Source organism: Pseudomonas sp. DW-iso17 (assembly GCF_058725345.1).
The window spans coordinates 1-16,849 of record NZ_JBZXEA010000016.1 but is presented as its reverse complement, the minus strand read 5'-3'; the positions used below and the strand labels follow the sequence as shown (position 1 = coordinate 16,849).

Here is a 16,849-nt window from a genome sequence, read left to right as displayed (position 1 = left end):
TAAAAAACCGGGGCTTGTTCTGAAATGAACGGCCTCGGTTTTTTTTTTGCAGGATATTCTTTTCACCAATGCTTTGTTACATATCTTGATGCAACCAATATTCAGTAAATCTCACTCAGGAGTGCCTATTAAACTTTCAACCGAAGAACCTGGAGACCACAAACTAAATGCAGCTTTCCTCCTCTGCGTTAACGTCGACAACCCATAACGCTTATTTCGAAGATACACGCAATACCTCCGTCAGCCAGGATTCGTCTTCACGTTCGTTTGCGATGAGTCGGACCCGTCGAGAGGCTCCCGGTAACGAAGCGGTTCTATCAACTTCTGACCGTGCTCAAGCCGACAGTGAATTGGCCGCCCGTTATGCAGAAGCCCTGGAGAGTCGAGCCCGTGATGAGCACACTATTATTCCGAATATTCCAGACGCGTCGTCTCTCGGCCAATGGCGTACACAGTTGCGTAATACATTTGAAGACCCGTATCTCGCCTATGTGCTGAAGAGGCAGGGTTTGGACCCGACCACCATGGAGATCGCCCCAGACGGGACGCTGAGCGTTAAAGAAAAAAATGGAGCAATTGCCCGATTTACTTTAAAAGACCACCCTCGCTGGGCGTTATACGCAGGGCCAATTCTGGCCGCATTGAAAGCCTATGCTCCCGACGGGATAAGCTACTCGGCCGTGCGCGCCGACAGTGTACCGCTCAAGTTGATCGCCCAGTTTTATGGAGAGACGATACATAACGATTCAACCGAGGATCGAGCACGAGCTCAAGCGTTGCAAAAAAACAACGCATTTGCGACGTCGGGCGTTGGTCAAGCGCGTTCTGAAGAAACCCTGATGTTACAAAAACAACAACTTGCCGATAGACGCGATCTGCAAGCCTTCCAAGATGCCCTGGTCGAAGCTAATGCTAAGGTAGGCAAGTATCTGGATCAACAAGAGCGCTTGCATCAGAGTAACCTCTCTTTTCGCCCTGGCTTCCAGCCTCCCTATGATCGTGAAGCCGGATTTCTATCCTACCTGCAATCGCAACTGTTCACGATTGGCCCTGAATCTGGTTTCCACTTGGATAACCAACCAATGGCCGGACGACAAGTGAACCTCTTGCAGTTCATGACGGCCAATGGCTGGAAACATCCGGTTAATACAGAAGAAATGCGACAAATTGGCCTCAGTTTAGCAGAGCTCCAGTACCCACAACGGCGTCAGGATTTGGGCGGCGGACTAGCGTGGCCAACGCCGCTCGATACGACGCAACAGCAGGCGATCTACGATGCTGTTTCCTATAACGCGATGGGGCTACCCGAATTCGACCAGTTGAAATTGAGCCAAAACGCGTTCGGGTATCTGACACAAACCATCCAATGGTCCGAAGCAGAATTGAAAGATCCCCGACAAGCGATCTTGAGGCTTTTGCAAAGCCCGGCTGCGCAGTCCTTGGGCGAAGCCTTGCGCGATAAGTTCGAGGGGGTCGGCAGTGTTGAGGACTGGGTACTTTCGGCTCTCCAGATAGGCCTCAATCAGGATGCGTTATGGAAACCGGGCGAAAAGAACAAGGTGGCCGGGTTTGATCTGTCGGCGCGCGAGAACTGGGGAAAACCGCTGTCATTTGTTCTGAAGGGGCTCACTGATCATCTGAGCAAGTCATACGGCGGTAACGCTCCTGTTGCGGCCTATCTGCCGTTGTCGCACCACGCTCCGGAATTACTGGTCAAAGATGTCCCGGATCATGTGACTTACGGCTCACCGGGTTGGGTCAGTTTGAAATCGATCGTTGCCAAAGCTGAAATGCGCTCTCCAGGTGTGGCGGCGACTAAAACATATGAGCAGTTGCTCAAAGACGACTTGAGGCCCATAGACGATGCCGGGATACAAGTGGAAGCGTTGGCGGCGCGAGAGGGGTTGATTCATTGGGCAGTGGCGGATGGGGCCATCGAAAAACGGGAGGATAACAATTATACGGATGAAGAAATTGAACGTGCCGGCGTCCTCGCCAACGAGCGCTTCGAGTTATTGACAACGGCTTCAGAAGCGCAACGCACGATATTACATAGTCGCTCGGAGTTAGGGCTCAGTATATTGAGGGCCCGTTTTCCCGAGGAAACCTATGGGAAAATAGACTTCGAGAAAAAAACAATCTATCCCACCGAGAAACACCGCGACTTAAAAGGCCCCTATTCGATATTGGATATCTATTCCGCCCCGCAGCAACATGTCAGATGGTTTTCCAATGATCCCGCTGTTCCGATTGAAAAAATAGCGGCTGACGTTCACGAGATGGGATCTTTAAACGAAGCGTTCGAATCACATGTCTTGGAGTATTTCGACGGATTTAAAGACGCCATGAGCGTGAATGTTAAACATCAGATGTCTTTGCTGCCTCAGGAGGATCAGGAGGCACTGCAGCACGGCGCGTTGAAAATCTATGGGGAGGAAAAAGTCACCCAAACCATTACATCGGCAGGTTACAAGATTCAATACGATGTTTCGGAGACTGAAGAAGTTAAAAGTAGCTCTGTATTTCTTGAGACGCTGCATAAAGGCAAGAAACGGATTTACGAATTCAATCCCGCGACGGGCGGGCTGCAGCATCGCGCAGATTTAGCGGAGGGGCTCAAGACAGGGTTGCAAGGCGAGTGGAGCCCCGTTGCTACGAATAAACCCAAGGTCAGAGTTCGATCCAACACCAAAATCAGTGAAATTAATGCCAATGATTCGGCAGAACGTAAAGAGCGAGAATCAAAGCTTCAAACTTCATCTCCTACCCAAGCCTTCAGTTCGCAGCGAACGCAGCATATAGCAGACGCAGTCACACGCCATTTTTTCAGGGCCGACGAACGTGAAACGGTGGTCAACGCGGCCAGAGGTGTCACCACGTTCGACACTGAAGTGACTGAGTTCGAAAAAATCCAGGCGGTGACCCGTGCACTGATACCGGGAGCGTCGGCGCTTCACAGTTTTCAGCAGGGTAGGGTTGGTGAAGGGCTGAAATTCCTTGCATTTGACGTGTTTGGTTTTGTTGTCGCAGGTGCAGGCGCCGTCGGAAAAATTTCAAAGATCGCGAAGGTAGGTGGGCAGCTAGGGCGCGGAGGTGTTACAGGCAGGCTGGGGCGGGCATTTATAAGCGCCGCCAACCCCTTTGCAGGCGGGGCGGCCATCGGGACTAGAGGCCTGACAGCGTTTTCTTCGGTAGTGGGCAAATTAAGCCTTGGCTGGAAAAGCGTTGCGGCTAACATTAGTGTTAACAGGGTTTTTCAGCACAAGCCGAAAAATGTAATGGTTGGCACTTCTGCGGGCGAGGACGCGACAAAGATTATCGCTCAGCTAGATTCCGTCAGCGGTAAATGGTACCGATTCAATCCGCAAACAAACGAGCGATACGGGATGCCCCTTCAGGGATTCACTGCGGCCACTTCGCCATCTTGATGGATATTCATCCGCCATGAAAAACGCCCGAGTCGGTTCAGGAGTGAACGGCTCGGGCTTTTTTTGCTCAATCAGGCGGTCTGATCTTCTTTACCCAGGCACGCCGCCGCAGTAAACAACACATCGGTAGATGAGTTGAGTGCCGTTTCGGCCGAATCCTGCAGTACGCCGATGATGAAACCAACGGCGACAACCTGCATGGCGATTTCACTTGGAATACCAAACAGGCTGCACGCCAGCGGGATCAGCAGCAGCGAGCCGCCCGCCACGCCGGAAGCCCCACAGGCGCAAATGGCCGCGACCACGCTGAGCAGCACGGCGGTTGGCAGGTCCACGGTAATCCCAAGAGTGTGCACAGCCGCCAGGGTCAGCACGGTGATAGTGATGGCGGCGCCGGCCATGTTGATGGTGGCACCGAGGGGGATCGACACCGAGTAGGTGTCTTCATGCAGGCCCAGGCGTTTGCTCAACGCCAGGTTGACCGGAATGTTCGCTGCCGAGCTGCGCGTGAAGAAGGCGGTGATCCCGCTTTCACGCAGGCACATCAGCACCAGCGGGTACGGGTTGCGGCGCAGTTTCCAGAACACGATGGCCGGGTTGATCACCAACGCCACGAAAAGCATGCAGCCGATCAGCACCACCAGCAGATGGGCATAGCCGAGCAGGGCACCGAAACCCGAGGTGGCCAGGGTGGAGGCCACCAGGCCAAAGATGCCCAGCGGGGCGAAGCGGATCACCACGCGTACGATCAGGGTGACGCCGTTGGACAAGTCGTCCAATACCGTACGGGTGGTTTCACCGGCATGGCGAATGGCGATGCCCATGCCAATGGCCCAGGCCAGAATGCCGATGAAGTTGGCGTTCATCAGCGCACTGACCGGGTTATCCACCACGCTGAGCAACAGGCTTTGCAGCACCTCGCCGATACCGCCGGGGGCGCTTACCGTGGCGTCATGGGTGACCAGTACCAAGGCAGACGGGAACAACATACTGGCGACCACTGCAACCACGGCGGCGGAAAAAGTGCCGAGCAGGTACAGAAACAGGATCGGGCGGATGTGAGTTTCCTGACCGTGCTTGTGGTTGGCAATCGAGGCCATGACCAGCACAAACACCAGGATCGGCGCGACAGCCTTCAGCGCCGTGACAAATACCTTGCCGATAAAACCGGTGGCGCGCGCGGCCTCGGGGAACAGCAAGGCCAACACGATCCCGGCAATCAGGCCGATGACAATTTGGGTGACCAGGCTGACGCGCATTAAACGTTGCAACAGGGAAGGGGCAGCAGTCATAAAGAGTTGTCTCTAGTTTTTTTAGTAGGGCACAGCATTGCAGGCAGAAAGCACTGTAGGAAGCAGGCGCGAAGTCTAGCATGCTGTAGGACGCGTCTCGTTCGCTGCGGCATTCCGTCACCCGTTTCAGTCGGGCTTGGTCAGATCCGCACATGTTCTGTTAAGCTTCATCCCTCTCATCTTTCCTATCCGTCAGCGGGCCCCTCGGGCTGTCGTTGATGTCGTTGTTTCTGGAGTTTTCATGTTGTTTCCTATCCTGCTGCTGTCAGCCGCCGGTTTTACCGTGCTGACCACAGAATTCGTCATCGTCGGCCTGTTGCCCTCGATTGCTCGGGACCTGAACGTCAGTGTGTCCCAGGCCGGGCTGCTGGTGACCTTGTTCGCGTTCACCGTGGCCGCGTTCGGCCCGTTCCTCACTGCCTACTGCGCACGCTTCCCACGCAAGCGTCTGTTTATCAGCATCTTGATCATGTTTGCAGCGGCCAATACGGTGGCGGCACTGGCGCCGAATATTTGGGTAATGGCCCTGGCCCGTTTGATCCCAGCCTTGGGCTTGCCCGTGTTCTGGGCCCTGGCCAGCGAAACGGCGGTTGACATTGTCGGCCCTGAGTTCGCCGGGCGTGCGATTGAAAAAATCGGCTTTGGCATTGTTTGCGCCACCGTATTTGGTATTCCGGTGGGCACGCTGATTTCCGATATGTTCGGCTGGCGCACCGCGTTCGCCGTGCTCGCGGTGATTGCCCTGGCCAAGGCATTGCTGCTGTATGTCTACCTGCCGGTTACCCCGGCCAAGCACCAGCAGGCCAGCTTGCGCTCGCAATTCAAGATCCTGCGCAGCCCCGTGATGCAGGGGCATATCCTGCTGTCGATCCTGGTGTTCAGTGGCATGTTCACCGCCTATACCTACTTGGCAGATATCCTTGAGCGCCTGGCCGGGTTCGACGGCACGTTGGTGGGCTGGTGCCTGATGGGCTTTGGTGCGGTCGGGCTGATCGGTAACTCCCTGGGCGGACGTGCCGTGGATCGTCATCCGTTGATTGCGTCCATGGTGTTCTGCGGGTTCATGATCGCGGGCATGGTGGCGGTGGTGCCGGCGATTCACTCGACCATCGGCCTGGCCGCGGCGATGGCGGTGTGGGGCGTGACCCAGGCGGCGATGTTCCTGGTCAGCCATGTGCGCTTGATGAAGGCCGCGCCCCATGCACCGGCGTTTGCCGCGTCGCTGAATATCGCCGGCGCCAACCTCGGCATTGGCCTGGGCGCGATGGTGGGCGGGCATGTCATCGACACCCTGGGCCTGGGCAGCCTGGGGTTTGCCGCTTCGGGGTTTATCCTGGTGTCGATCCTGCTCGCACTGTGGCTGATGACCGCCAAACCCACGGCGCTCAATGCCTGAGCGATCAGGGCAGGGCGGTAAACAACTCCCGCCGGGCACCCTCGGTAATTGCCACAATGCCGGGGTGCTTGACCTTGCGCTCCACTGAGATTGCATAAAACGACTCGGTCACTGCATCGGTCTGGCCGATCAGCGCTACGCCGTATTGGCGCACCACCTCGTCGGCGATCACGCTGGGCGCGATAAAAATTCCGCTGCCGGATTGCCCGAAGGCCTGCATCAAAGCGCTGTCGTCGAACTCGCCGATGATGCGGGGTTGAATTTGCTGTTCGGCAAACCAGCGCTGCAAACGGCTGCGCACCACGGTCTCAGCGCCCGGGATCAGCAGCGGTGCGCCCTGCAAACACTGGGGAAAATCCCCCCCATGCTGGTCAGCCAACGTCTGGGTGGCGAAAAAACTGATGCCGCATTCTCCCAGCTTCTGGCTGTAGCCCTTGATGTCCAAGTGCGTGGGCATGGGGCTGTCGGAAATCACCAGGTCCAGGCGCTGGATCGCCAGGTCGGCCAGTAAACGTTCGAGTTTGTCTTCACGGCAGGTGATGCGGATCGGTTCGCTCAACTCCATGGTCGGCGCGATCAACCGGTACACGATGGATTTGGGCACCACATCCGCCACCCCAACGCGGAACGGGATCTGCTGTTCGTCGGGCTGGGCGCGCAGCATCGCCTCCAGTTCGTTGCCGGTCTGGAACATCTGCTCGGCGTAGGGCAGCGCCTGGCGCCCGGCTTCGGTCAGTTCAAGCTGGCGCCCGACCCGCTGAAACAGGGCAATACCGAAGGTCTGCTCCAACAGGCTGATCTGCCCGCTGATGGTCTGCGGCGTGAGGTTCAACTGCTCACAGGCGCGCACGATGCTGCCGGTCTTGGCCACCACCCAGAAGTAATGCAGCTGTCGATAATTGAGCATGCTCACTTACACTTCGCAAAAACCGAAGTATACGCGAGAAAAATACGAATTTTACTGAACTGTTCGCCTGCATAGAATGCCTCGCTATCGAGGGGCCACTACTTGGACCCAAGGGTTCTAACGAGGAATACATCATGAAACTCAATTCCCTGGGCGCGGCGTCGTTGCTTGCGCTTTCATTGATAGGGCTCAGCGGCTGTGATCAAGTCGAGAAAAGCGCGCAACAGGTGCTGGGCAAAGCCACCGAGTCGGCCAAGCAGGCGATCGATGACACCCACAAGGCCGCCGAACAGGCATTGAGTGAAGCAACCCAGGGCTTGATCAGCCCTGAGAAGCAGGAAAAAGACGCCGAAAACGCTGCTGAATCCGACACCAAAGAAACCTAATTCCCCAGCACAACCACGTCAGGACTGACCTATGGATTACCTTTTACAACTGGCCGCCAGCCCCACCGCCTGGGTCGCATTGGCTACCTTGATCGTCATGGAAATCGTGCTGGGCATCGATAACCTGATCTTTATCTCGATCCTTACCAATAAACTGCCGGAGAAGCACCGGGCCAAGGCGCGGCGCATTGGTATCAGCATGGCGTTGATATTGCGCCTGGGCCTGTTGAGCACCATCGCGTTCATCGTGCAATTGACGACACCGGTGTTCGAAGTGTTCGGCCAGGCGTTCTCGTGGAAGGACATGATCCTGATCGCCGGCGGCCTGTTCCTGGTGTGGAAGGCAACTACCGAGATCCATCACAGCATGGACCCGGAGCCTGAAGAGAAGGCAACCGTCAGCAATACCGTGACCATCGGCTTTGCTGCCGCCATCGGCCAGATCCTGATGCTCGACCTGGTGTTCTCCATCGACAGCATCATCACCGCCGTGGGCATGACCGAGCACTTGCCGATCATGATCATTGCCGTGGTGGTCTCGGTGATCGTGATGCTGGTGGCCGCTGAACCGTTGGCCAAGTTCATCAACGACAACCCGACCGTGGTGATGCTGGCCCTGGGCTTCTTGATCATGATCGGCATGACGCTGATCGCCGAAGGCTTCGGCGCCCACGTGCCAAAAGGCTACGTGTATGCGGCCATGGCCTTCTCGGCGGCGATCGAATGCTTGAACATCGCCCGGCGTAACCGGCACGCACGTTTGCTCGCTGCGCGCCAGTAATCGCTGAACAAACAGGCCGGCTGTGCTCACAAGAGCCCAGCCGGCCTTTTGCTGTCTGCTAGAATCGGCCCACTTGTTAGCTTGAGGTCCCCCATGAACGAGCCGATTCGCCTTACCCAGTACAGCCACGGTGCGGGTTGCGGTTGCAAGATTTCGCCCCAGGTGCTGGAAGTGATCCTTGCGGGCAGCGGTGCACAGAACCTCGACCCCAACCTGTGGGTGGGCAATGCCTCCCGCGACGATGCGGCGGTATACGCCATCGACGACGAGCGCGGCGTGGTGTCCACCACGGACTTTTTCATGCCGATTGTCGACGACCCGTTCGACTTCGGCCGCATTGCCGCCACCAATGCCATCAGCGATATCTACGCCATGGGCGGCGATCCCTTGATGGCCATCGCCATTCTCGGCTGGCCGGTCAACGTGCTGGCGCCGGAGATTGCCCGCGAAGTGATTCGTGGCGGTCGGGCGGTGTGCGACGCGGCGGGCATCCCGCTTGCGGGCGGGCATTCCATCGACGCGCCGGAGCCGATCTTCGGTCTGGCCGTGACCGGCATTGTGCAAAAGCGCCATATGAAGCGTAACGACACGGCCACCGCCGGTTGCCGCCTGTACCTGACCAAGCCCCTGGGCATCGGCATCCTCACCACCGCCGAGAAGAAGGGCAAGCTGCGCGAGGCGGATATCGGCCTGGCGCGTGACTGGATGTGCACTCTCAACAAGCCGGGCAGCCGTTTCGGCAAGTTGGCCGGCGTGACGGCCATGACCGATGTCACCGGTTTCGGCCTGCTCGGCCACCTGGTGGAAATGGCCGACGGCAGTGGCCTGACGGCCCGCATCGATTATGCAAAGGTTCCGCGCCTGCCAGGGGTGGAGTATTACCTGGACCAGGGCTGTGTGCCGGGTGGCACCTTGCGCAACTTTGAAAGCTACGCCAGCAAGCTGGGGCGTGTGCAGGAACTGCACAAGCGCGTGCTGTGCGACCCCCAGACCAGCGGCGGCCTGCTGATCGCCGTTACCCCGGAGGGTGATGCCGAGTTCCACGCCGTCGCCGCCGAGCTGGGCCTGGCCCTTGAGCCTATCGGTGAACTGCTGGAGCGACAGACCAACGCGGTTGAGGTGATTTGATGGCGACGGACATCACCGATTACCGCGACATTTTCCTCAACGACCTCCCGATGATGGATACCCGCGCGCCGGTCGAATTCACCAAGGGCGCGTTCCCCGGGGTGATCAACCTGCCGCTGATGACCGACGACGAGCGCCAGCGGGTCGGCACCTGTTACAAGCAGCAAGGCCAGCAAGCGGCGATCGTGCTGGGGCATGAGTTGGTGTCCGGGGCGATCAAGGCCGAGCGCATCGAACAGTGGGCGCAGTTTGCCCAGGCTAACCCCAATGGCTACCTTTACTGCTTTCGGGGCGGCCTGCGTTCGCAGATCGTGCAGCAATGGTTGAAAACCGAAGCGGGCATCGAATATCCCCGCGTGGGCGGTGGCTACAAGGCCATGCGCACCTTCCTGCTGGAGACCCTGGAGCAGGCGACTGCCCAGTGTGATTTCGTACTGCTGGGCGGCATGACCGGCACCGGCAAGACCGAAGTGCTCGGCCAACTGCGCAATGCCCTGGATTTGGAAGGGCACGCCAACCATCGCGGTTCCAGCTTCGGCAAGCGTGCTACGGCGCAACCGTCCAATATCGACTTCGAGAACCGCCTGGCGGTGGACCTGTTGAAGAAGCGCGCGACGGGCATTGACCAGTTCGTGGTCGAGGACGAGAGCCGCATGATCGGCAGCTGTGCGCTGCCGCTGCCATTGCACAAGGGCATGCAGACGTTTCCGATGGTGTGGCTGGAAGACAGCGTCGAGGGCCGTGTCGAGCGCATCCTGAAGGATTACGTGGTGGACCTGTGCGCCGAGTTCATTGAGGTGTTTGGGGAAACCGGCCAGCGATTATTTGCCGAGCGCCTGACCCAAAGCCTGGCCAATATTCACAAGCGACTGGGCGGCGAGCGTTTCCAGCGGTTGCAGGCGGTGTTGCAGGATGCCCTGGCCGAACAGGCGCGCAGCGGCGCAGTGGAGTTGCATCGGGTATGGATTGAAGGCTTGTTGCGTGAGTATTACGACCCGATGTATGCGTTCCAGCGCGAAAGCAAGGGCGCGCGTATCGAGTTTGCCGGGGAGCAGGGTGCAGTGGTGGAGTATTTGCGCGAGCGGGCGGCCCGGGTGGGGTGACCTTTGGGACGCCATCGCAGGCAAGCCAGCTTCCACCTTTTGAAGTGTGAATACATACAAAGGTGGGAGCTGGCTTGCCTGCGATGAGGCCATCGGCCCCACTGAAAATCTAAAGAATTACCGCTCCAATCAACCCACACACCACCCCCACCAGCATGGTCAAGCCGGCCACCGTCACCAGCACCCGCGCATCGAAATCCTTGCGCAGCATCAACAGCGACGGCAGGCTCACGCTCGGCAGGGTCATCAGCAAGGCCACGGCCGGGCCGGTGCCCATGCCCAGGGCCATCATGGTTTGTACGATGGGAATCTCTGCCGCTGTCGGAATCACAAACAGCGTGCCCACAATCGCCAGCGGCACCAGCCACACCAGGCTGTCGGCCATCGCTCCGTCCACATGGGGAAACAACCAAACCCGTGCCGCGCCGAGGATCAGCACCGCCAGGATATACACCGGGATAGTGCTCCAGAACAGCTGCCACAGCGTGCGTAACCAGCGGCTCAAGAACGGTTGCGACTCCACTGTGCTGACGTCGGCAACGGCTTCAAGTGCTGCTTCCGGCACGTGGTCCGGGCGCGCAATGCGCTGTGCCACCAGGGACACGCCCACCACCAGCACAATCCCCGCCACCAGCCGCAGCGCGGTGAAACCCCAGCCCAGCACAAAGCCCATGAATACCAGTGTGGCCGGGTTCAATACCGGGTTGGCAATCCAGAACGCCAGCGCCGCGCCGACCGACACCTGCTGGCGGCGCATGCCCGCCGCCACCGGGGCCGCGCAGCAGCTGCACATCATCCCCGGCAGGGCGAACAGCCCTCCGCGCAGGGTCGAGCCCAGCCCGGCGCGGCCAAACAGGCGCAGCAGCCAGTCGCGAGGGATCAATACCTGCAGCAATGAACCGAGGATCACTGCCAGTACGGCGGCTTTCCAGATGGCCAGGAAATACACCTGGGCATAGGCCAGCGCCGCCGCCAGGGGCGAGCTTTGCTGGTCATTGAGAATCGAGGCGCCAATGCTGTGGTTGTCGGCCGCTACAAACGCCTTGAGGTAGTAGGGCGACCACTTCACATAGTAGAGGCCGATGCAGGCCACCAGGAGAAACAGCGCAGGTTTGCACCAGAATGCCCAGCCGCGGTTGGGCTGGGTGGAAGCGAGGTTGGACATGGAGAGGATCCGCAGGTGAGTCGATAGCCCGGCATCATACGCCCCTGCGGCCCAAGCTTCAGATATCTGCGCTGACCTGGGTCGGGTCCGGGCAGTTTTCCCCGCCGTTATTCAGCCCTTGCTTGTAGTTGCGGCTGAGCAGCGAAGCCTTGCCGTTGTGCCAGGTCAATGTCAGCACGTACAGGGAGTCGTAGTCATTGCCAGACCAATCATCGGTAATGGTGTGTTTTTCGCCAGCGGCTTCGCTGGCGACTTTGTTGATCAGTTCCGGCAAGTAACCGTGGGACCAGGCCGTGTAGATGGTCGCGTTGCGGTACTTGTCCTCGACCAGTTCTTCGGCCAGGGCACTGGTGTCATTCGCTGAGAACTCGATATTCACCGGCAGGCCGAGCTTGATCGCGCTGGGGCTGATGGTGATCAGTGGGCGAATGTAGCTGTAGGAGTTATCCAGTTCGCCTTCCTCGACGTTGCGCGTCGGGTTGGCAGCGAACACATAGTTGGCTTTGCCGAACTTTTCCGGCAACAGGGTCGCCAGGTTCATGGCGCGGTTCAGGCCCTGGCAATTGAGTTGGCCCAGGCCACCGGCGGGTTTTTCACCATGGCGCAGGAATACCAGGGTTTGCACGCCATCGACCGGTTGCGCACGGCTTTCACGGGCGTCCAGGGCGGTGACGATAGCAGCGCTGACCAGCAGCAGCGGCAATACCATGTAGGAATAACGTTTGAGTCGTGGCACAAGGCGCAGAGGCTTGATCTTCATGATAGGTTCGAGTCTTCGTGCGTCGGGTTAAGGCGGACAAGCCCGGCCCCAGTGACGCATCAGCGTCCTGCGGTGTTCCCTGTCGATATAGCAAGCAGCCTCCATTCATTGTTCGGGCGCTCTTTAAGAGTGCATTCGGGCGCTTTGGTTCGCCCACGCGGGATACTAGCCGGCAAATGTTGCGCAACGATGACCCATGCACGGCGGCAGGCAGATGACTATGATGGGGCTTTCCGACCAGGGGGTTCTCGATGAACGCACTCGCCGCTTTCCCGATCAATAGCAAATGGCCCGCCCAGCACCCAGAACGCCTGCAGCTGTATTCGCTACCCACGCCCAACGGCGTCAAGGTGTCGATCATGCTCGAAGAACTGGGCCTGCCTTACGAGGCGCACAAGGTCAGCTTCGACACCCAGGACCAATTGTCTCCCGAGTTCCTGTCCCTGAACCCCAACAACAAGATCCCTGCGATTATCGACCCCAACGGCCCGAGCGGGCAGCCGCTGGCACTGTTCGAATCCGGCGCGATCCTCGTTTACCTGGCGGAAAAGACCAGCCAGTTGCTTTCCGAAGACCCGGCCACCCGCTATGAAACCCTGCAATGGTTGATGTTCCAGATGGGCGGCATTGGCCCGATGTTTGGCCAACTGGGGTTCTTCAACAAATTCGCCGGCAAGGCTTATGAGGACAAGCGCCCGCGTGATCGCTACGCCGCCGAATCGCGGCGCTTGCTGGGCGTGCTCGAAAAGCGCCTGTTGGGCCGCACCTGGATCATGGGCGACGAGTACAGCATCGCCGACATTGCGACCTTTCCGTGGGTTCGCAACCTGATCGGGTTCTACGAGTCCGGTGACCTGGTAGGCATCACCGATTTCCCTAACGTACTGCGCGCGCTGGACGGCTTTGTCGCACGTCCTGCGGTGATCCGTGGCCTCAACATTCCGAGCTGATGCATGCCGACTTTCGATTTTCAACAACTGGACGTATTCAGCAGCGTGCCGCTCAAAGGCAACCCCTTGGCCGTGGTGCTCGGGGCCGATAGCTTCACCGACCAGCAGATGGCGGACTTTGCCAATTGGACCAACCTCAGCGAAACCACGTTTTTACTGACGCCGCGCGACCCACGTGCTGACTATCGGGTGAGAATCTTCACCACCCTCAAAGAGCTGCCGTTCGCCGGGCATCCGACCTTGGGCAGTTGCCACGCCTGGTTGCAGGCTGGCGGCGTGCCACGTGGGGAGGAGATTATCCAGGAGTGCGAAATCGGCTTGGTGCGTATTCGTCGCCAGGGTGACCAACTGGCGTTTATCGCGCCGCCATTGTTGCGTGCAGGGCCCGTGGAGGCGCCGTTGCTGGAGCGCGTGCGCCTGGCATTGAAGCTGGCGCCCGAGGCGATTGTGCGCAGCCAGTGGGTCGACAATGGTGCGGGTTGGCTGGCGGTGATGCTGGCTGATCGTGACGCGGTGCTTGCGTTGCAACCGGACTATGCGCAACTGCTGGGTCTAGCCGTAGGGGTGATCGGCCCCTGTGATCCGACGCGTGATGCGGTGGACGCGCACTTTGAAGTGCGCGCTTTTGTCGCTGGCGATGGCGCCGCCGAAGACCCGGCCACCGGCAGCTTGAATGCCGGCGTGGCCCAATGGCTGCTCGCCGAGGGCCTGGCGCCCAGCCGTTACGTGGTCAGCCAAGGCACGGCGATTGGGCGAGCGGGGCGTATTCATATCGAGCGCCAGGGCGATGAAATCTGGGTGGGCGGCGCCGTAGCGTTGTGCATCGAAGGGCGTCTACAGCTTTAGATCAATGAATTGTTACGCACCCGGCAATACACTATTGGCCCCTCGGCATTTGTGTTGCCGGGACTTGGGGGCATAAGCTTTCGCCCCAAAGTGTTCAGCCATTTTTCAGGATTGCCATGACCAGCCAGTTCCCCCAAGCCCGTCCACGTCGCCTGCGCCGCTCCCCTGAATTGCGTGGCCTGTTCCAGGAAAGCGAATTCACCCTCAACGACTTGGTACTGCCGATTTTCGTCGAAGAAGAAATCGACGACTTCGTGCCCATCACCAGCATGCCGGGTGTGTTGCGCATTCCTGAGAAAAAACTCGCCGGTGAGATCGAGCGTTACGCCCGCGCTGGCATCAAGTCGGTGATGACCTTCGGTGTGTCCCACCACCTCGACGCCAGCGGCAGCGACACGTGGAAAGAACGCGGCCTGGTTTCGCGCATGTCCTCGATCATCAAGGACGCCGTGCCGGAAATGATCGTGATGTCCGACACCTGCTTCTGCGAATACACCGACCACGGTCACTGCGGCGTGATGCACGGTGCCCATGTCGACAACGACGCGACCCTGGTCAACCTCGGCAAACAAGCCGTGGCCGCCGCCCGCGCCGGCGCCGACGTGATCGCCCCGTCAGCGGCGATGGACGGCCAGGTCCAGGCCATCCGCCGCGCGCTGGATGACGCCGGCTTCACCCACATCCCGATCATGGCCTACTCCACCAAATTCGCCTCGGCCCTCTACGGCCCCTTCCGAGAAGCCGGCGGTAGCGCGCTCAAGGGCGACCGCAAAAGCTACCAGATGAACCCGATGAACCGCCGTGAAGCCGTGCGCGAATCGCTGCTGGACGAACAGGAAGGCGCTGATGCGCTGATGGTCAAGCCTGCCGGTGCCTACCTCGACATCATCCGCGACATCCGCGAAGCCTCGCGCCTGCCGGTGGCGGCGTACCAGGTGAGCGGTGAGTACGCGATGATCAAGTTCGGCGCACAGGCCGGGGCGATTGATGAGGATCGAGTGGTGCGCGAGACGTTGGGGTCGATCAAGCGGGCGGGGGCGGATTTGATATTTACGTATTTTGCGATGGATTTGGCGGTGGCGGGGATCTAAAGGAGCTGAGTACACCGGTGGCGAGCGAGCTTGCTCGCGTGGGGCTGCCTAGCAGCCCCGTATCTCGGCCAGGAAATTATTTAATGGCGTTTTTTAATGTTAAGGCAACATGGTTTAACCACCTTTGTCCATCACTCCATTCATTAGGGTAATAGTAATAACAGCCGATATCAGAGAGTAAAAAGTCTTGAAGATCTTGCTCTGTTTTTTTGGCTGATATTAGTTTTTCTAGCTCTGATAGCACTATTTTTATCGTATCTTCAGGCGACTCCGAAATAAAAAAATCAATTACGTCGTTTGCGCTTTTATGATCATCAACCCAATCTTGATTGAAGTATCCAGCAAGAAATTGCTGCAGCTCGGGGTAGTCTTTATTCATGGGTTTGGAAACCCTGTGTGAATTCGATATCCAGTATGCATTTTTTGGTCTCTGCGAATAATTAAGTAAATTTCTTTTCCGGGTACAGGTGTCGTAGTGTTCTTTTTGAAACTTGTGCCGATTGGCTCTGGGGATAGTTGAGTGATGACTATCTGCTGGTTGTTTCCTTCTAGGAAGTCTTTGATTTTGTCTTGATTGTTATCCAATACCTTTGAAACGGCGAGTTCAGCTGTTGCGCGATCATGAAACGTAGAGGCTGCCGGGATATGTGGTTCCTGTCTCAAGCGGTCAAGCAGCTGTTGATCAGTTCTACCGACATGCTTTTGCATTAGATGTCCTCCTGCCGCCTCATGTGCGGCTAAACCTCCTCCTGGAACGATTACGCTATACGGCCCTTCAGGGCAGCTTGTTTTTTTACAGCTCAGTCCCAGCGGGTCTACCCAACCTGTCGGATTGGGCACATACCGGTACCCATTGATCCCCCCCGCCAGCTTCATTGGATCTGGCGTCAGGTAACGACCAATATCCGGATTGTAGTAGCGATGGCGATTGTAGTGCAGCCCGCTTTCCTGGTCGAAATACTGCCCTTGGAAACGCAGCGGGTTGTCGATTTTGTCCACATCTAACCGAGCGATCTGGCCGTAGGCGCGGTAGTGGGCGGACCAGACGATTTCGCCCTCGGGGCTGGTCAGTTCCTGCGGGGTGCCGAGGTGGTCGAGTTGGTAGTGGTAGGGCCTGGTTTCTTTTGGGCCGAAACCGTCCAACAGTGCCAGTGGGCGGAAGCTGCCGGGTTCGTAGAGGTAGCTGCGATGGCGTTCTGCATGGTGTTCGGCAATTAGCTTGTCGCCTTGCCAGAAAAACTCTGTGGTTATGTCATCCACGGTCTTGCTGATGCGCCGCCCAAATGGATCGTAGCGATAGCTGGCGGTCTGGCCGTTGGGTTGCGTGACGCTGATGAGCCGATGCTGGCAGTCATAGCGGTACTCAGTAACAAGTTGCTGGCCTTTGCCGCGCCGTTCGCGGATGAGGTTGCCGAAGGCGTCGTAGTCGTAGTGGCGGTCGCCCTGGATCATCAGGCGGTTGGCCGCGACGATGTCGGGGCCGGGGCGGTCTTGCATGAGCAGGTTGCCCGCCGGGTTGTGGCCGAAGCGTTCCTGTACGTCTTGGGAGTGGTCGGCGCGGGTCAGGCGGGCGAGGGGGTCGTAGTGGTAGCGGTGTTCGCCTTTGCGGGTGTCGA

General features: G+C 58.4%; 15 protein-coding genes. 9 read left to right on the top strand and 6 right to left on the bottom strand.

Going from position 1 to position 16,849, the window contains the following annotated elements:
* The first annotated feature begins 272 nt into the window (after nt 1-272).
* Nucleotides 273-3,428, top strand: a complete 3,156-nt coding sequence (locus tag AC4PS6_RS13455) for a hypothetical protein (RefSeq protein ID WP_492180861.1) — start codon at nt 273-275, stop codon at nt 3,426-3,428.
* 71 nt (nt 3,429-3,499) lie between these two features.
* Here the strand turns inward: AC4PS6_RS13455 and sstT are convergent, their stop codons facing one another.
* Nucleotides 3,500-4,720: a serine/threonine transporter SstT gene (gene sstT / locus AC4PS6_RS13450; RefSeq protein ID WP_014717954.1), complete on the bottom strand. Its 1,221-nt coding sequence runs from the start codon at nt 4,718-4,720 to the stop codon at nt 3,500-3,502.
* A gap of 241 nt (nt 4,721-4,961) precedes the next feature.
* Between sstT and AC4PS6_RS13445 the strand changes: the two genes are divergently transcribed.
* On the top strand, nt 4,962-6,116 hold the full coding sequence (locus tag AC4PS6_RS13445; RefSeq protein WP_020302054.1) for an MFS transporter: 1,155 nt from the start codon (nt 4,962-4,964) through the stop codon (nt 6,114-6,116).
* Nucleotides 6,117-6,120: 4 nt separating this feature from the next.
* Here the strand turns inward: AC4PS6_RS13445 and nhaR are convergent, their stop codons facing one another.
* Nucleotides 6,121-7,023, bottom strand: a complete 903-nt coding sequence (nhaR, locus tag AC4PS6_RS13440) for a transcriptional activator NhaR (protein WP_014717956.1) — start codon at nt 7,021-7,023, stop codon at nt 6,121-6,123.
* Nucleotides 7,024-7,157: 134 nt separating this feature from the next.
* Here nhaR and AC4PS6_RS13435 point away from each other — a divergent pair, with 134 nt between their 5' ends.
* The 4 genes from AC4PS6_RS13435 (at nt 7,158) to mnmH (ending at nt 10,421) form a co-directional block, all read left to right on the top strand.
* Entirely contained in the window at nt 7,158-7,409 is a 252-nt protein-coding gene (locus tag AC4PS6_RS13435; RefSeq protein ID WP_288856441.1) for a hypothetical protein, read from the top strand.
* 31 nt (nt 7,410-7,440) lie between these two features.
* Complete coding sequence (locus tag AC4PS6_RS13430; RefSeq protein ID WP_014717958.1) at nt 7,441-8,190, top strand: TerC family protein; 750 nt, start codon at nt 7,441-7,443, stop codon at nt 8,188-8,190.
* Nucleotides 8,191-8,283: 93 nt separating this feature from the next.
* Nucleotides 8,284-9,318: a selenide, water dikinase SelD gene (gene selD, locus AC4PS6_RS13425; protein ID WP_020302053.1), complete on the top strand. Its 1,035-nt coding sequence runs from the start codon at nt 8,284-8,286 to the stop codon at nt 9,316-9,318.
* Entirely contained in the window at nt 9,318-10,421 is a 1,104-nt protein-coding gene (gene mnmH / locus AC4PS6_RS13420) for a tRNA 2-selenouridine(34) synthase MnmH (protein ID WP_492180856.1), read from the top strand. Before selD ends, mnmH begins: the two co-directional genes overlap by 1 nt.
* 109 nt (nt 10,422-10,530) lie before the next feature.
* Here mnmH and AC4PS6_RS13415 read toward each other — a convergent pair whose 3' ends face one another.
* A complete protein-coding gene (locus AC4PS6_RS13415; protein WP_019817514.1) occupies nt 10,531-11,586 on the bottom strand; it encodes a permease in 1,056 nt (351 codons plus the stop codon).
* Between the two features lie 58 nt (nt 11,587-11,644).
* The gene (locus AC4PS6_RS13410; protein WP_019817513.1) at nt 11,645-12,346 is read right to left on the bottom strand and encodes a hypothetical protein; all 702 of its coding nucleotides are present in this window, start codon (nt 12,344-12,346) and stop codon (nt 11,645-11,647) included.
* Between the two features lie 251 nt (nt 12,347-12,597).
* On the opposite strand from AC4PS6_RS13410, the gene AC4PS6_RS13405 reads away from it, so the two are divergent.
* The 3 genes from AC4PS6_RS13405 to hemB all read left to right on the top strand — a co-directional run bounded on the left by AC4PS6_RS13405 (nt 12,598) and on the right by hemB (nt 15,233).
* The gene (locus AC4PS6_RS13405) at nt 12,598-13,296 is read left to right on the top strand and encodes a glutathione S-transferase N-terminal domain-containing protein (RefSeq protein WP_019817512.1); all 699 of its coding nucleotides are present in this window, start codon (nt 12,598-12,600) and stop codon (nt 13,294-13,296) included.
* A gap of 3 nt (nt 13,297-13,299) precedes the next feature.
* Nucleotides 13,300-14,142 (top strand): PhzF family phenazine biosynthesis protein, encoded by an 843-nt coding sequence (locus AC4PS6_RS13400; RefSeq protein ID WP_089042728.1) that lies wholly within the window; start codon nt 13,300-13,302, stop codon nt 14,140-14,142.
* Nucleotides 14,143-14,258: 116 nt separating this feature from the next.
* Nucleotides 14,259-15,233: a porphobilinogen synthase gene (hemB, locus tag AC4PS6_RS13395; protein WP_019817510.1), complete on the top strand. Its 975-nt coding sequence runs from the start codon at nt 14,259-14,261 to the stop codon at nt 15,231-15,233.
* Between the two features lie 76 nt (nt 15,234-15,309).
* Here hemB and AC4PS6_RS13390 read toward each other — a convergent pair whose 3' ends face one another.
* Nucleotides 15,310-15,612, bottom strand: coding sequence for a contact-dependent growth inhibition system immunity protein (locus AC4PS6_RS13390; protein WP_019817509.1), 303 nt, complete (start codon nt 15,610-15,612; stop codon nt 15,310-15,312).
* A partial coding sequence (locus AC4PS6_RS13385; RefSeq protein ID WP_492180855.1) for an RHS repeat-associated core domain-containing protein occupies nt 15,609-16,849 on the bottom strand: 1,241 nt, incomplete at its 5' end. The genes AC4PS6_RS13385 and AC4PS6_RS13390, both read right to left, overlap by 4 nt.

What these genes read in the sequence shown, in the direction of transcription:
- AC4PS6_RS13455 (WP_492180861.1), top strand. Translation starts at nt 273, where the DNA reads ATGAGTCGGACCCGTCGAGAGGCTCCCGGTAACGAAGCGGTTCTATCA.
- sstT (WP_014717954.1), bottom strand. Translation starts at nt 4,720, where the DNA reads ATGACTGCTGCCCCTTCCCTGTTGCAACGTTTAATGCGCGTCAGCCTG.
- AC4PS6_RS13445 (WP_020302054.1), top strand. Translation starts at nt 4,962, where the DNA reads ATGTTGTTTCCTATCCTGCTGCTGTCAGCCGCCGGTTTTACCGTGCTG.
- nhaR (WP_014717956.1), bottom strand. Translation starts at nt 7,023, where the DNA reads ATGCTCAATTATCGACAGCTGCATTACTTCTGGGTGGTGGCCAAGACC.
- AC4PS6_RS13435 (WP_288856441.1), top strand. Translation starts at nt 7,158, where the DNA reads ATGAAACTCAATTCCCTGGGCGCGGCGTCGTTGCTTGCGCTTTCATTG.
- AC4PS6_RS13430 (WP_014717958.1), top strand. Translation starts at nt 7,441, where the DNA reads ATGGATTACCTTTTACAACTGGCCGCCAGCCCCACCGCCTGGGTCGCA.
- selD (WP_020302053.1), top strand. Translation starts at nt 8,284, where the DNA reads ATGAACGAGCCGATTCGCCTTACCCAGTACAGCCACGGTGCGGGTTGC.
- mnmH (WP_492180856.1), top strand. Translation starts at nt 9,318, where the DNA reads ATGGCGACGGACATCACCGATTACCGCGACATTTTCCTCAACGACCTC.
- AC4PS6_RS13415 (WP_019817514.1), bottom strand. Translation starts at nt 11,586, where the DNA reads ATGTCCAACCTCGCTTCCACCCAGCCCAACCGCGGCTGGGCATTCTGG.
- AC4PS6_RS13410 (WP_019817513.1), bottom strand. Translation starts at nt 12,346, where the DNA reads ATGAAGATCAAGCCTCTGCGCCTTGTGCCACGACTCAAACGTTATTCC.
- AC4PS6_RS13405 (WP_019817512.1), top strand. Translation starts at nt 12,598, where the DNA reads ATGAACGCACTCGCCGCTTTCCCGATCAATAGCAAATGGCCCGCCCAG.
- AC4PS6_RS13400 (WP_089042728.1), top strand. Translation starts at nt 13,300, where the DNA reads ATGCCGACTTTCGATTTTCAACAACTGGACGTATTCAGCAGCGTGCCG.
- hemB (WP_019817510.1), top strand. Translation starts at nt 14,259, where the DNA reads ATGACCAGCCAGTTCCCCCAAGCCCGTCCACGTCGCCTGCGCCGCTCC.
- AC4PS6_RS13390 (WP_019817509.1), bottom strand. Translation starts at nt 15,612, where the DNA reads ATGAATAAAGACTACCCCGAGCTGCAGCAATTTCTTGCTGGATACTTC.